Below are 14,578 nucleotides of genomic sequence, written 5' to 3' on the forward strand. Positions count from 1 at the left end.
TAAAAATGCAAACCTATCTTGAACTTGAAGAATTTTGTAAACTTGTGCATTTAAATGAAGATGTGGTTAAGGGTATGATGGCCAATGGGGCTTTAAATTTTAAAGAAGAAGAGGGTAAAATTTACATCGAAGCTCATCAAGGTACTTTTAGTGTAGTACCTGGTTCTGCAAAATCTCAAACTGCAATGGTAAATTCAATGACTTTAGCAGGAGAAAGTTTTGTTGAAAAAACAATAGGAACTATTTTAAATTTGCATGAAAAAGTTTTAGATGCTAAAGATGAAACACTTGAAGCATTAAAAAATGAGAATAAATTTTTAAAAGACGCCCTTTATTCTATGCAAGAACTTTATGATGAAGATAGAAAAACTATAGAAACCTTAAACAATGAGCTAAAACATGCGCGTGAAGAGATAGAATTTCTCAAGCGTAAATATAAATTAATGTGGAGTAAAACCGCAGAAATTTTTGGAGCTAAGACAGAGCCTGATTTGGAAATGAATAAAAATTTAGAAAAACCTATTGAAAATATGGAACAATAAAGAGAGATACAATGACTTTTTCACAAATGATACTTAATTTGCAAAATTATTGGCAAGAGCAAGGTTGTGCGATTATGCAACCTTATGATATGCCAGCAGGTGCAGGAACCTTTCATCCAGCAACTTTTTTAAGAAGTTTAGGAAAAAAACCTTGGGCAGCTGCTTATGTGGCTCCAAGTAGAAGGCCTACTGATGGACGTTATGGTGAAAATCCTAATCGCTTAGGTGCTTATTATCAATTTCAAGTTTTGATTAAACCTAGTCCTGATAATATCCAAGAATTATATCTTAAAAGTCTTGAAAATTTGGGTTTTGATTTAAAAAGTCATGATATTCGTTTTGTTGAAGATAATTGGGAGAGTCCAAGTTTGGGTGCTTGGGGTTTAGGCTGGGAAGTATGGCTTGATGGTATGGAAGTCACTCAATTTACTTATTTTCAGCAAGTTGGTGGTATAGCAGTAGATTTAGTAAGTGCTGAAATTACCTATGGTCTTGAAAGAATAGCCATGTATCTTCAAAATGTTGATAATGTTTATGATATAGTTTGGAGTGAATTTAATGGAGAAAAAATTAAATACGCAGATGTGCATAAGCAAAGTGAATATGAATTTAGTAAATACAATTTTGAAGTAAGTGATATTAAAATCTTAAATGAGCAGTTTGAAAACTCTTACAAAGAATGTAAAAATATTTTAGAACAAGGATTAGCTTTACCTGCTTATGATTATTGTATGCTTGCTGCACATACTTTTAATCTTTTAGATGCAAGAGGAGCAATTTCTGTAGCACAAAGACAAGATTATATGTTAAAAATTCGTGAGCTTTCGAAAAATTGTGCTGAAATTTATAAGAAAAATTTAAATGAAGCTGAGTGAAATTTATAATTTTTTAGATCAATTAAGTCCCTTTAATATCCAAGAATCATGGGATAATAGTGGAATTTTGCTTGGAGATAAGGATAGTGAAATTTCAACTGTTTATTTAAGCTTAGATATTGATGAAAATATTATTAAAGAAGCGAGTGAAAATTCTTTAATTATCACACACCATCCTTTGATATTTAAAGGTTTAAAAGATTTATATGACAAGACTTATCCTAGGGCTTTTATTAAAGAAATGATTTGTAAAAATATTTCTTTAATCAGTATGCATACAAATTATGATTTAAGTCATTTAAATACTTATTTTACGGAAGAAATTTTAGGTTTTAAAATTTTTTTTAAAGACGAATTTTTAATTTATGTAGAAAATTCTATGTCTTTTGAAACTTTGTGTGACTGGGTGAAAAAAAAGTTAAATTTACAAATTTTACGTGTAAGCGATTGTGGTAAAAAAGACATTAAGCGTATTGCTATATGTACTGGAAGTGGCGGGGATTTAATTTCTAAAGTAGATGCAGATTGTTTTTTAAGTGGAGATTTTAAATATCATCAAGCTTTAGAGGCGCTTAGCAATCAAATCAGTCTTATTGATTTAGGTCATTTTGAAAGTGAGAGATATTTTTCTCAATGTTTAGCAAAAGACTTGAAAAATTTGCCGCTACAAGTTATAATAACAGTTTCAAAAAATCCATTTCAATATTTTTAAGGAAAATAAATGAATAAATATCTCGAACAATTAGTGCTTTTATCAAAAATAGATCAAGAAATTGATAGTTATGAACCAAAAATAGACAGTATTAATAAGACTTTAAAAGATGCTGAGTTAAAAATAGGAAAAATCAACACAGATTTAGAAAAAATCGATGAAGAAATCAAAGATATAGAAAATCAAAAAGTGCAAAATAATGCTCATATTTCCGAGTTTTCAGCAAAAATTAAAGAGCTTTCTAAAAAAAGTGGTGCGGTAAAAACAGAAAAAGAAGCTAATGCTTTAAAAATTGAAGAAGATATTGCAAAAGAGCAATTAGACGCTGCAAATGATGAGATTGTAAGATTGGATAAAATTTTAGACAATAAAGAAACTTATAAAAAAGAACTTGAAGAAGAAAAAATCAAACAAGAGCAAAATATTAATGAGATTAGAGTAAGCATTAAATCTGAAATGGAAGTTCTTGAAAAAGATAGAATGAGTGTTTATGATAAAAAAACCAAACTTGTGGGCGAGATGAATCAAAAAGTTTTAAGTTTTTATGAAAAAATTCGTAAATGGGCGAAAAATACTGCTGTAGTTCCTGTTAAAAAACAAGCATGCTATGGATGTTTTATGAAAATTTACGATAAGACTTATCTGTCTGTTGTAAAAGGTGAAGAGATTGTAACTTGCCCCCATTGTGGAAGAATTCTTTATAAAGAGCAAGAAGAACAAAATTGATCTTTTTTTATTATTTTTTAACTTGGACGGCATTTTTATTTTGTGCCGTCTTTATTCTTTTGTTTTCTTTTTTTAAATCCAAATACAAAACTAGTTTAAAATCCCGATTTTTTCTTTATAAAAATTTACATCAAGAAAAAGCTGATGTACATTTTCATGCTTGTTCTTATGGGGAGGTAAGAAGTATTAAAACTTTGGTTTTGAAATTTGATTCAAGAATAACTACTATTACTCAAACAGGTTTTGAATGTGCAAAAGAATTTTGTAAAAAGGTAAATTATCTTGCTTTTGAAAATTTTTTGCCTTTTTGGCTTAAGCCTTGCAAGGTTTTGGTAATTTTTGAAGCAGAATATTGGCTTATGCTTGTTTTTATGGCACGTATTTATAAGGCTAAGATTGTTTTGCTTAATGCGAGAATATCTGATAAGTCTTATCATTCTTATCAAAGATTTTCTTTTTTTTATAAAAAAATTTTTTCTTATATTGATGAAGTTTTTGCTCAAAGCGATTTAGATAAAGCAAGACTTGAAAGTTTGGGAGCTAAAAATGTTAAAATTTTTAAAAATATTAAGGCAAATTTAGAAATTAAAAATAATAAAATTTATGCCAAACCTAAGGAAAAACTTATCATTTTTGCCAGTACTCATAAGGACGAAGAAGAGCTTTTGCTTGATTATTTTAAACTAGAAGAAAATGAAAAACTCATTATCGCCCCACGACACCCTGAACGTTTTAAAGAAGTTGAAAATTTGCTTTTAAACAAAGGTTTAGAATTTGAAAAATTTAGTTCTTTAAAAGATGAAAATAAGAAATTTTCTAAAAAAATTTTGCTTTTAGATGCTTTAGGGGAGCTTGTAAATTTTTATGCAATTTCTGATGTTGTTGTGCTTGGAGGTTCTTTCATAGAAGGCATAGGAGGACACAATCCTATAGAAGCGGCATATTTTGATAATGTATTAATCAGCGGGAAATTTATTCACAATCAAAAGGTTTTGTTTGAAGAAGTGGAAAATGTATATTTTTGTGAAAAATTAAAAGATTTAAATGATAAAATTCATTATTTAAATTTAAAAGCTAAAATTTCCAAAAAAGAAAATTTAGATCTTATCATACAAACTATACAAAAGGGAATTGATGCAAGAAAAAGCTTATAAACTCTTAGCTTTGCAAGAAAAAATTTCAAATCGTGAAGCTAAAGATTTGATTGATAAGGGTTGTGTTTTTTCACATGGAAAAAAAGTTGTGGTTGCTAGAGCTTTGATGAGCGATAAGGCAAGATTTAATGTGATAAAAGCTAAAAATCCTCAAATTATTTTTGAAGATGATAAGATTATTGCTATTAATAAACCTTATGCTTATGTGAGTGAAGATTTAGAGAAAAAATTTAATGCCAAGCTTTTAAATCGTTTAGACAAAGAAACAAGTGGTGTGATTTTGCTTTGTAAAGATGAAGATTTTAGAAAGCTTTGTATAGAAGAATTTAAAAAACACAGGGTTTATAAAAGTTATATTGCGGTTTTAGATGGGGTTTTGGCTGAAGAGGTTGAAGTGAATGAACCTATTTTTACTATAAAAGTAAAAGGCGGGGCGTTAAGTAAAGTTTCAAAAGATGGTTTAAGTGCTTTAAGTATCATTACTCCTATCATGATGCAGTCAAAAAAAACCTTAGCAAAAATAGTTATTCAAACAGGTAGAACTCATCAAATCAGAGTGCATGCTAAATTTATAAAACATGGCGTTGTAGGTGATGAAAAATATGCTAAAATTTCAAGCGATAGAATGTATTTGCATAGCTATGAAATTAAAATTTTTAATTATCATTTTAGGGCTAATTTAGATAGTGGTTTTGCAAAATTTGGCTTTGATATAAAAAATTTAGATTTTTAAAGCCATTTAAGAAAAAATTTTGTATAATGCAAGGTCTAATTTAAAAATTTTATAGAAAGGTGATAAAGTGTTTGAGTTAGTCAGCGAATCTTTTAAATCAGCGATTAATAAATTACGTTTTGTTGATGATGAAAAAGCACTTAAGAACGCTTTAGAAACCTTAAAAAAAGCTCTTTTAAAAGCAGATGTTCATCATAAGGTAACTAAAGAGCTTTTGACTTTAATAGAAGAAGATGTAAAACAAAATGGCATAGGTCAAAAACAATTTTTAAATGCCATTAAAATAAATTTAGAAAATATTTTAAGTGTCAATGGTAAGAATCAAGGTTTTGTTTTTACTTCTAAACCCCCAACAGTAGTTCTAATGGCAGGTTTGCAAGGAGGCGGTAAGACTACAAGCACTATCAAACTCGCAAATTATTTAAAATTACGCAATAAAAAAGTTTTAGTTGCAGCTTGTGATTTGCAGCGTTTAGCAGCAGTGGAGCAACTAAGACAACTTTGTGAAGCTAATGAAATTGAACTTTTCTTCATAGAAAATGAAAAAGATCCTATTAGGGTTGCTAAAGAGGCTTTAAAAAAGGCTGAAAGTTCTATGGTGGATGTTTTGCTTGTGGATACTGCTGGACGTTTGGCTATAGATGAAGCTTTGATGGATGAGTTAAGAGCAGTTAAGGATGTCTTAAATCCTGATGAGATTTTTTATGTTGCTGATGCAATGAGTGGTCAAGATGGGGTTAAGACTGCTGCTAGTTTTAATGAAGTTTTAGGTATCAGTGGGGTAATTTTATCAAAATTTGATGCAGATACTAAAGGTGGAGTAGCCTTAGGTATAGCAAAACAAATCGGTATTCCTTTAAGATTTATTGGTGTGGGTGAAAAAGTAGCAGATTTAGAAGTTTTTATACCAGATCGTATAGTAAGTCGTATTATGGGTGAGGGTGATTTGGCAACTTTAGCTGAAAAAACTGCTGCGATTATTGATGAAAAAGAGGCTAAAAAACTCAATCAAAAAATTAAAAAAGGTGAATTTAATTTTAATGATTTTCTTAATCAAATGGAAAGTATTAAAAAATTAGGAAGTATGAAGTCTTTAATCGGTATGATACCAGGACTTAGCGGAATGGCAAATGTGGTAAAAGATATAGATTTGGATAATTCTAAAGAAATCATACGCATTAAAGCAATGATTTCTTCAATGACTCCAAAAGAAAGAGAAAATCCTGATTTATTAAATAATGCTAGAAAGCGTCGTATAGCAGAGGGAGCAGGTCTTTCTCAGGTAGAAGTCAATCGTTTTTTAAAACAATTTAGCAATGCAGCAAAACTTGCAAAAAGATTTTCAGGTAAAAAAGGAATGGAAAGTTTAACACAGATGATGAGTCAAGCTAGAAGGCAATTTTAAATTTTATTTATAAATACTTTTTATAGTATCTATAAATAAAATTTTTAATTTTTAAGGAGTATAAATGACAGTTATTAGACTTACAAGAATGGGTAGAACCAAAAGACCATTTTATCGTATTGTAGTTACAGACAGTAGAAAACGTCGTGATGGTGGTTGGATAGAAAGTATTGGGTATTATAATCCTATGGTAGAACCTGAGGTAATTAAAGTTGATGCAGAGCGTTTAGCTTATTGGAAAAGTGTTGGTGCAAAACTTAGCGATAAAGTTGCTTCTATCACTAGCAAATAATCATGGTAGAGAATTTTCTTAGAGAATACGCAAAATTAATTGCAGATTATCCTGAACAGATTGATACTCAAAAAATTGAATTAAGTGAAAATTTTTTTGAGATTGTTCTTTTTGCACATAAGGTTGATACAGGTAAGCTTATAGGTAAAAATGGAAAAATGATCAATGCTATAAAAACCGTAATCTCTGCTTATAAGAGCAAGGATGCAAGTTCTTATAGAGTAACGGTAAAAGCACTTGAGTGAAAAAGATTTTGTTCAAGTTGCAAAACTTGGTAAAACTGTGGGTCTTAAGGGTTATGTAAAATTGCATAACCTGAGCGACTTTTCTTCTCAATTTAAAAAAGATGCTACTTTTTTTATAAAAAACACCAAAGAAATGTTAAAGATTAAGCATTATAATGCAAACAATTCTACTGTTTTATTTGAAAATTATGAAGATATAGAAAAGGCCAAAGAATTAACTAATCTTATTCTTTTTCAGAGTATCGAGAAAAGCAGACAAACTTGTAAATTAAAAAAAGATGAGTTTTTTTATTTTGATATTTTAGAGTGTGAAGTTTTTGAAGAAGATAAAAGATTAGGTAAAGTGGTTGATATCTTGGAAACTGGAGCTTCTTATTTATTTGAAATTCAAAGTGATGAAAAATGGGTTGAAAAAAAATATCCTAAAATATTTTTTATTCCATATTTGGATAAATTTGTTAAAAATATAGATATAGAAAAACGACAGATTTTTTGCACGCAAGATGCTTTTTTAATTTTAGAAAATTCATGAAATTTAGTTTCGTTTCTTTGTTCCCTAATCTTATGGAATTTTACTTTCAAGATTCTATACTTGCAAGAGCAAAAGAAAAAAAACTTTTCAAACTTAATTTTTATAATCCAAGAGATTTTTCTAAAAATTCTTATCATAAAGTCGATGATTATAAAATAGGTGGTGGAGCTGGACTTTTGATGCAAGCTGAACCTATGTATGAGGTGCTAAGAAGTATTCAAGAAAAAAAAGAAAATCCCTATTTTATTTTTTTAAATCCAAGTGGTAAAACCTTTAATCAAAAAGACGCCAAACGCTTAAGTAAAAAAGAACATATAGTTTTTGTATGTGGGCGCTATGAAGGTATAGATGAAAGAGTGCTTGAAATTTTTGCGAATGAAGTTTTTAGTATAGGGGATTTTATTTTAACTGGAGGAGAATTACCTGCGCTTGTAATGTGTGATGCAATTTTAAGAAATGTTAACGGGGTTTTAGGAAATATGGAAAGTTTGGAAGAAGAAAGCTTTGAAAATAATTTACTCGAAGCGCCTGCTTTTTCAAAACCTTTTATTTTTGAGAAAAAAAATAAAAAATTTTATACTCCTTCAGAGTTTTTAAAGGGTAATCACGCTAGAATTGCAAGTTTAAAAACTACTTTGGCGTCTTGCAAAACGAAATTTTTTCGTCCAGATTTATTTTTAGAGCATGAACGCAAAAAATAAGGGATTTTTTATGAAAAATAAATATATAGAACAATTTGAAGCAAAACAAATTGAAGGTAAAAATGTTCCAGATTTTCGTGCTGGTGATACTTTAAAGCTTGCAATTCGCATCAAAGAAGGAGATAAAACAAGAATCCAAAATTTTGAGGGTATTTGTATTGCTAGAAGAGGTAATGGCGTAAGTGAAACTTTTATCGTGCGTAAAATTGGCGCTAATAATGTTGGCGTTGAGAGAATTTTTCCTATTTATAGTGAAAGTTTAGAAAGTATTACTGTTTTGCGTCGTGGTCGTGTACGCCGTGCAAGATTATTCTACTTAAGAGATAGACGCGGTAAAGCAGCGCGTATTAAAGAGCTTAAAAAATAATTTATAATTATTTTTATTATAAGTCTAACAATTAAATAATTATAATTAATTTATAATTATTATTTATTTGATTTTAATTATTAATAATACTCTTGTATAATATTCCTTGTAAATATTATACAAGGAGAGAAAATGTTTTCTATTAAAAAAACTTTATTAATACTAGCAAGCGTGCCAATGTTTTTGAGTGCTACTGAATATCAATTAAGTACTCATGTCTTGGATATTACTTCTGGACAACCTGCTCCTAAAGTAAAAGTTGAGCTTTATAAGTTGGAAGCAAATCAACAGTGGAAAAAAGTAAGTGAAGAATTTACCGAAGAAAATGGTAGAATAGGAGATTTATTACCATATGAAAAAGCTGAAAATAGGGCTTTTGGAATTTATAAGCTTAAATTTTTTACAAAAGACTATTACACATCACACAAAATAAATACTTTTTATCCTTTTGTAGAGGTAAGTTTTGAGCTTTCTAAAGATCAGAAACATTATCATGTTCCAATAACCCTTTCTCCTTTTGGTTATTCAACTTATAGAGGAAGCTGATAAATAAAACGAAAGAAAAAACCATGTGGGCTAAGAATTCTTGGAAAAACTATCCTATAAAACAGCAACCTATTTATCCAGATCAAGAGGAAATGAATAGAGTTTTAGCAAGACTTGAGAAACTTCCTCCTTTGGTTTTTGCTGGAGAAGTGAGAAATCTTCAAAAGTCTTTAGCAAGAGTTTGTAAAAAAGAAGCTTTTTTACTTCAAGGTGGAGATTGCGCTGAAAGTTTTGAAAATTTTGGCGCTGTAAATATCCGTGATATGTTTAAAATTTTACTTCAAATGGCTATAGTACTTACATTTGCTGGTGGATGTCCTGTTATAAAAATTGGTCGTATTGCAGGGCAGTTTGCCAAGCCAAGAAGTAGTGATTTTGAAGAGTTAGATGGTATAAGTCTTCCTAGTTATCGTGGTGATATTATTAATGGTTTTGAATTTAGTGAACAAGCACGCATTCCTGATCCACATAGAATGCTTGAAGCTTATTATCAAAGCGCAATAACGCTAAATTTGTTGCGTGGATTTGCTAAGGGTGGTTTAGCAGATTTACATGAAGTACATCGTTGGAATTTGGGCTTTTTAAAAAAGAGTGAACTCCATAAGCAATATACTGATATCAGTGAAAAAATTTCACAAGCTTTAGCTTTTATGGAAGCTTGTGGAATTAATACAAGTAATACTCCAAGTCTAAGAGAAGTTAGTGTTTATACTTCACATGAAGCTTTACTTTTGCCTTATGAAGAAGCTTTAACTAGAGTGGATAGTTTAAGTGGAGAAATTTACGATTGTTCAGCTCACATGCTTTGGATAGGTGAAAGAACAAGGGCGCTTGATGAAGCTCATGTGCATTTTTTAAGTGGAGTAAAAAATCCTTTAGGGGTTAAAATAGGACCTAGTGCAAGTGCTGATGATATCATAGCTTTAGCAAATGTTTTAAATCCAAACAATGAAGAAGGAAGATTAAATATTATTATCCGCATGGGTGCAGATAAAATTATCAATAATTTGCCAAAAATTTTCTCTAAACTTAAAAGTGAAGGTTTAAATTTAGTATATAGCATAGATCCTATGCATGGAAATACGGTAAAAGCAGGCAATTTTAAAACACGTGAGTTTGATAAAATTATGCAAGAAGTGAGATCTTTTTTTGAGATTGCAATAAGCGAAGGGGTTTATCCAGGTGGAGTGCATCTTGAAATGACTGGGAAAGATGTAACAGAATGCACAGGTGGTGCAAGCAATGTTACTGCTCAAAGCTTGGAAGATCGTTATGAGACTCAATGCGATCCAAGACTTAATGCGGATCAAGCATTAGAACTTGCTTTTTTAATCGCAGATTTGGTAAAAAAGACTAGAAAATGAAACTTTATGGTATTAAAAATTGCAATTCTGTAAAGAAAACTATGGATGCTTTAACACAAAAAGGTATTGTGTTTGATTTTATGGATATTAAAAAGATTAATCAAGATATTTTATACACATGGTTAAAACAAAAATCTTTTGAAGAACTTATCAATACTGCTGGATTAACTTCTAAAAAACTTGGCTTAAACAAAGAAAAAGTTAAAAATTTAAATGAAAAAGAACTTGAAAAAATTGTATTGGAAAATCCAAGTTGTATTAAGCGTCCTATTATCGAGTATGAGCAAAACATATATATTGGTAAGGAATATGAGAAAATGTTATGATAGAGTGTTTGATTACACTCTATTTTTTATTAATTGATTAATTTCATTTTGATATGGAAATCTTTCACTTTCGCAATTAATAAGTTGTGTTTTAGAGAAGATAACTTTTCCGTCTACTTCAACGATAAAATCACCTCTGCCGCCAATTTCAAATTCTACTTCAACATCTTTGAAATCGCTTTGTAGTTCTTCTGCAACCCTTGCAGCTTGTGGGCGATAATTTCAAAGATTGCAATAAGCAATTTTTACTTTCATCATTTCATCCTTTGAGAAGTTCTTTTTATTAAGATTAAAATCTTAGATTTTATTATAGTTTATTTTGGCTGAATTTTTGCCTTTTTGTAAAATTTAAGTTGAAATTTAGGGTCAATTTCTTTCAAATTCAGCGAGAAAAATTTATAATTTTTATCAAAATTAAAATAAGCCTTAAAAAACTAAAGGAAGAAAATGAGTCAATTTACACACTTGCATTTACATACAGAATATTCTTTGCTTGATGGAGCCAATAAGCTTAAAGAATTAGCTTTGACTTTAAAAGAGCAGGGTGCTACAAGTGTGGCTATGACAGATCATGGAAATATGTTTGGGGCAATTGATTTTTATCAAACAATGAAAGCACAAGGTTTAAAACCTATCATTGGTATAGAAGCGTATTTGCATAATCATGATGAGTTAGATGATAAAAGTTCTCGTCAGCGTTTTCACCTTTGTTTGTATGCAAAAAATGAGATTGGATATCAAAATTTAATGTATTTAAGTTCTCAAAGTTATATTAAAGGTTTGTATTATTATCCGCGTATCAATAAAAAGCTTTTGGAAGATTATAGCGAAGGTCTTATTTGCTCTTCTGCTTGCTTGCAAGGTGAAGTAAATTGGCACTTAAATACTTATAGTGAAAGAAATGTGCGTTTTGGTGCAAAAGGCTATGAAGCAGCAAAAGAAGCGGCATTATGGTATAAAAAAGTTTTTAAAGATGATTTTTATTTTGAAATCATGCGTCATGGTATAGGCGATCAAAGAATGATAGATGATGATATTATCAGACTTTCTAAAGAATTAAATATAAAAATCATTGCTACAAATGATACGCATTATACTTTTAAAGAAAGAGCGGCTGCCCATGAGGTTTTTATGTGTATAGCCATGGGAAAAAAACTTAACGATCCTGATAGAATGCGTCATAGTGTGCATGAATTTTATGTTAAAAGTCCTGAGCAGATGAGTGAGCTTTTTGCAGATATTCCAGAAGCTATAGAAAATACACAAGAAATCGCACAAAAATGTAATTTAGAGCTTAATCTTGGCAATCCCACTCCACCGAATTTTAAATTTACAAGAGAATATGCTAAAGATCATAATATTATCTTACCTGAAGAAACAAAAGAATTTAGCTTTGATAATGATGACATGGTTTTTGAAGAACTTTGCAAAAAGGGACTTGAAGAGAGATTAAAATTTATCGATGAAAGTAAGCATGAAGAATACAAACAAAGACTTGAAGTAGAAATTAACATCATTAAAAATATGAAATTTTCAGGTTATATGCTTATTGTTCATGATTTTATTAAAGTGGCTAAGGATAAAGGTATTCCAGTAGGCCCTGGAAGAGGATCAGCTGCAGGAAGTTTGGTTTCTTATTGTTTAAGGATTACGGATTTAGATCCTATTCCTTATAGTCTACTTTTTGAGCGTTTTTTAAATCCTGAGCGTGTGAGCATGCCTGATATTGATGTGGATTTTTGTCAAGACAGACGTGCTGAAGTGATTGATTATGTGATTGATAAATATGGAGCGGATAAGGTTGCACAGGTGATTACCTTTGGTAAACTTTTGGCTAAAGGGGTGATTCGTGATGTGGCTAGAGTTTGTGATATGAGTATTCAAGATGCTGATGAGCTTGCTAAACTTGTGCCTGAAGAGCTTAAAATCACTCTTGATGCTGCTTATGAAAAAGAACCTAAAATCAAAGAATTTATCGATCGTCATCCTAAAGGTCTTGAAGTTTGGGAGTATGCAAGAGCTTTAGAAGGATTAAATCGCAATGCGGGTATGCACGCAGCAGGTGTTGTAATTTCTAATGAAAGTTTATGGAAGAAAACTCCGCTTTTTAGACAAAGTAAAAATGATGAAAGACATTTGGTAACGCAGTATTCTAAAGATCATTTAGAAGATGTGGATTTGATAAAATTTGACTTTTTAGGTCTTAAAACCTTAACAGTAATCAATAATGCGATCAAGCTTATTAAAAAGCGTTACAATAAAGACATTATTTGGGAAACTATAGATGTAAATGATAGCAAAGTTTATAAAACCATACAAAGTGGAAATACTTTGGGAATTTTTCAAATCGAATCAGGCGGTATGCAAAGCTTAAATGCACGCTTAAAACCAGAGCGTTTTGAAGATATCATTGCGGTTCTTGCGCTTTATCGTCCAGGCCCTATGGAATCAGGAATGCTTGATGATTTTATCGACAGAAAGCATGGTTTAAAAAGTATAGAATATCCTTTTGACAGTTTAGAAAAGGTTTTAGAGCCTACTTATGGGGTTATTGTTTATCAAGAACAGGTTATGCAAATTGTTCAAATTATAGGTGGCTTTTCTTTAGGAGGTGCTGATGTAGTGCGTCGTGCTATGGGTAAAAAAGATCCTGAGAAGATGAAAAAGCTTAAAACTGATTTTGCAGATGGAGCAGAAAAACAAGGATATGATAGAGCAAAAGCTGAGGATTTATGGGAGCTTATCGTAAAATTTGCAGGATATGGTTTTAATAAATCTCACTCTGCGGCTTATGCATTGATTACTTTTCAAACAGCTTATTTAAAAACTTATTATCCTAGTGAATTTATGGCAGCGCTTTTAACAAGCGAAGAAAACAATGTGGATAAAATTGCTGTTTATATTGATGAGATGAAAAAAATGAATATTAAACTTTTACCTCCATCGATTAACAAAGCGATCCGTGAATTTAGTGCTTTAGAGCAAGATGGCAAGGATGCTATTATATACGGACTTGGGGCTATAAAAAGTGTGGGTATTCCTGCAGTTGAAAATTTACTTGAAGCAAGACAAGATGGAGAATTTAAGGATATTAATGATTTCTTAGGTAAGATAGATCCCACCAAAATAAACCGTAGAACATTAGAAAGTCTTATTAAGGCAGGGGCTTTTGATGAGTTTGGTTTTACTAGAAAAGCTTTGTTTGATAATATGGAAAATCTTAGCGAAGCATCGCGTAAAATGGCTGAAGTAAGAAAAAATGCTGCAAGTTCTCTTTTTGGTGAAGAGGAATTAACTTCAGGTGTTCAAGTAAATTTTACTCCCAAAAATGAAGAATTTGAAGTGATGGAAAAATTAGGATATGAAAAAGAAATTTTAGGAATTTATGTTTCAGGCCATCCTTTAGATCGATTTTATGAACAAATTAATGCCATAGATTATGTTAAAAGTTTAGATTTTGAAAGTTTAAAAAACAATGGAGAAATTTTAAGTATAGGTAAAATTGAAGATTTCAAATCCATGATGAGTAAAAATAATAAGCGTTATGGTAGAATTGAAATTTTGGATTATTATTCTTCGTTTGATGCTACTGTATTTGAAAGCAATGTAGAAGAAATAGAAAACATCATCAAAGATGAAAATTTAAAAAATAATGCCTATGGTTTTGTATTGGGATTTAAAGCTGAAGGAGGGGAGAAGCCTAGCTTTTTTTTAAAAGCAATTAAAGATTTGCAAAGTCTTGAAGATGGCGAGATTAAAGCTATAAAAAAATTTGGAGCAAAAAAAGATTTTAAAAATAAAGAAGAAAATCATTTTACCGCAGAACCTAAGGAATTTGAAAAAAATATCATAGAGCTAGATTTGACAAGATTGAATAGAGAATTAATCTATGAAATTCATGAAATTGCTAGAAATGCACATAATCCTAATGAAAAAAATAATAAAAAACTTGTTTTAAAAGTTATTAGTGCGGGATCTTGCTTGCTTTATCATACAGATTTTATTATCTCTGATAGTATAGTAGAGGAAATTTCTAATAAATATGCTTAAGTAAGATT

Annotated in this window: 17 protein-coding genes; 16 read left to right on the top strand and 1 reads right to left on the bottom strand. The window is 30.2% G+C overall.

Annotated features, from left to right (window positions below; all coding sequences use genetic code 11):
- The first annotated feature begins 5 nt into the window (after window positions 1-5).
- The 15 genes from FBE96_RS03470 (at window position 6) to FBE96_RS03540 (ending at window position 10,520) form a co-directional block, all read left to right on the top strand.
- On the top strand, window positions 6-542 hold the full coding sequence (locus tag FBE96_RS03470; protein ID WP_002871931.1) for a DUF3972 domain-containing protein: 537 nt from the start codon (window positions 6-8) through the stop codon (window positions 540-542).
- Window positions 543-553: 11 nt separating this feature from the next.
- The gene (glyQ, locus tag FBE96_RS03475) at window positions 554-1,417 is read left to right on the top strand and encodes a glycine--tRNA ligase subunit alpha (RefSeq protein ID WP_002868046.1); all 864 of its coding nucleotides are present in this window, start codon (window positions 554-556) and stop codon (window positions 1,415-1,417) included.
- A complete protein-coding gene (locus FBE96_RS03480; RefSeq protein WP_002868045.1) occupies window positions 1,404-2,129 on the top strand; it encodes a Nif3-like dinuclear metal center hexameric protein in 726 nt (241 codons plus the stop codon). Before glyQ ends, FBE96_RS03480 begins: the two co-directional genes overlap by 14 nt.
- 9 nt (window positions 2,130-2,138) lie before the next feature.
- Window positions 2,139-2,855, top strand: coding sequence for a zinc ribbon domain-containing protein (locus tag FBE96_RS03485; RefSeq protein WP_002868044.1), 717 nt, complete (start codon window positions 2,139-2,141; stop codon window positions 2,853-2,855).
- Window positions 2,852-4,009, top strand: coding sequence for a lipid IV(A) 3-deoxy-D-manno-octulosonic acid transferase (gene waaA / locus FBE96_RS03490; protein WP_002868043.1), 1,158 nt, complete (start codon window positions 2,852-2,854; stop codon window positions 4,007-4,009). The genes FBE96_RS03485 and waaA overlap by 4 nt, the downstream gene beginning before the upstream one ends.
- Window positions 3,990-4,742, top strand: a complete 753-nt coding sequence (locus FBE96_RS03495) for an RluA family pseudouridine synthase (RefSeq protein ID WP_002868042.1) — start codon at window positions 3,990-3,992, stop codon at window positions 4,740-4,742. Before waaA ends, FBE96_RS03495 begins: the two co-directional genes overlap by 20 nt.
- Window positions 4,743-4,809: 67 nt before the next feature.
- Window positions 4,810-6,147 (top strand): signal recognition particle protein, encoded by a 1,338-nt coding sequence (ffh, locus tag FBE96_RS03500; protein WP_002871929.1) that lies wholly within the window; start codon window positions 4,810-4,812, stop codon window positions 6,145-6,147.
- Window positions 6,148-6,211: 64 nt separating this feature from the next.
- Entirely contained in the window at window positions 6,212-6,439 is a 228-nt protein-coding gene (gene rpsP / locus FBE96_RS03505; RefSeq protein ID WP_002852274.1) for a 30S ribosomal protein S16, read from the top strand.
- Between the two features lie 2 nt (window positions 6,440-6,441).
- Entirely contained in the window at window positions 6,442-6,684 is a 243-nt protein-coding gene (locus tag FBE96_RS03510) for a KH domain-containing protein (RefSeq protein ID WP_002852144.1), read from the top strand.
- On the top strand, window positions 6,677-7,216 hold the full coding sequence (gene rimM / locus FBE96_RS03515; RefSeq protein ID WP_002852323.1) for a ribosome maturation factor RimM: 540 nt from the start codon (window positions 6,677-6,679) through the stop codon (window positions 7,214-7,216). The genes FBE96_RS03510 and rimM overlap by 8 nt, the downstream gene beginning before the upstream one ends.
- Window positions 7,213-7,917, top strand: coding sequence for a tRNA (guanosine(37)-N1)-methyltransferase TrmD (gene trmD / locus FBE96_RS03520; RefSeq protein ID WP_002868040.1), 705 nt, complete (start codon window positions 7,213-7,215; stop codon window positions 7,915-7,917). The genes rimM and trmD overlap by 4 nt, the downstream gene beginning before the upstream one ends.
- Before the next feature lie 10 nt (window positions 7,918-7,927).
- Entirely contained in the window at window positions 7,928-8,284 is a 357-nt protein-coding gene (gene rplS, locus FBE96_RS03525) for a 50S ribosomal protein L19 (protein WP_002852307.1), read from the top strand.
- A gap of 132 nt (window positions 8,285-8,416) precedes the next feature.
- Complete coding sequence (gene uraH / locus FBE96_RS03530; RefSeq protein ID WP_002852246.1) at window positions 8,417-8,830, top strand: hydroxyisourate hydrolase; 414 nt, start codon at window positions 8,417-8,419, stop codon at window positions 8,828-8,830.
- A 23-nt stretch (window positions 8,831-8,853) separates the two neighbouring features.
- Window positions 8,854-10,194 carry a 3-deoxy-7-phosphoheptulonate synthase class II gene (locus tag FBE96_RS03535; RefSeq protein WP_002852215.1) on the top strand — a complete coding sequence of 447 codons (1,341 nt, stop codon included), beginning with the start codon at window positions 8,854-8,856 and terminating at the stop codon, window positions 10,192-10,194.
- The gene (locus tag FBE96_RS03540) at window positions 10,191-10,520 is read left to right on the top strand and encodes an ArsC/Spx/MgsR family protein (protein WP_002906490.1); all 330 of its coding nucleotides are present in this window, start codon (window positions 10,191-10,193) and stop codon (window positions 10,518-10,520) included. Before FBE96_RS03535 ends, FBE96_RS03540 begins: the two co-directional genes overlap by 4 nt.
- Window positions 10,521-10,532: 12 nt before the next feature.
- On the opposite strand, the gene FBE96_RS08700 is transcribed toward FBE96_RS03540, so the two are convergent.
- Window positions 10,533-10,775: a SelT/SelW/SelH family (seleno)protein gene (locus tag FBE96_RS08700; protein ID WP_257406500.1), complete on the bottom strand. Its 243-nt coding sequence runs from the start codon at window positions 10,773-10,775 to the stop codon at window positions 10,533-10,535.
- A gap of 192 nt (window positions 10,776-10,967) precedes the next feature.
- Between FBE96_RS08700 and dnaE the strand changes: the two genes are divergently transcribed.
- Window positions 10,968-14,570 (top strand): DNA polymerase III subunit alpha, encoded by a 3,603-nt coding sequence (gene dnaE, locus FBE96_RS03550; protein ID WP_002852165.1) that lies wholly within the window; start codon window positions 10,968-10,970, stop codon window positions 14,568-14,570.
- Window positions 14,571-14,578: the final 8 nt, after the last annotated feature.

It is taken from the genome of Campylobacter sp. CFSAN093241 (genome assembly GCF_012889595.1).
Taxonomy (GTDB): domain Bacteria; phylum Campylobacterota; class Campylobacteria; order Campylobacterales; family Campylobacteraceae; genus Campylobacter_D; species Campylobacter_D jejuni.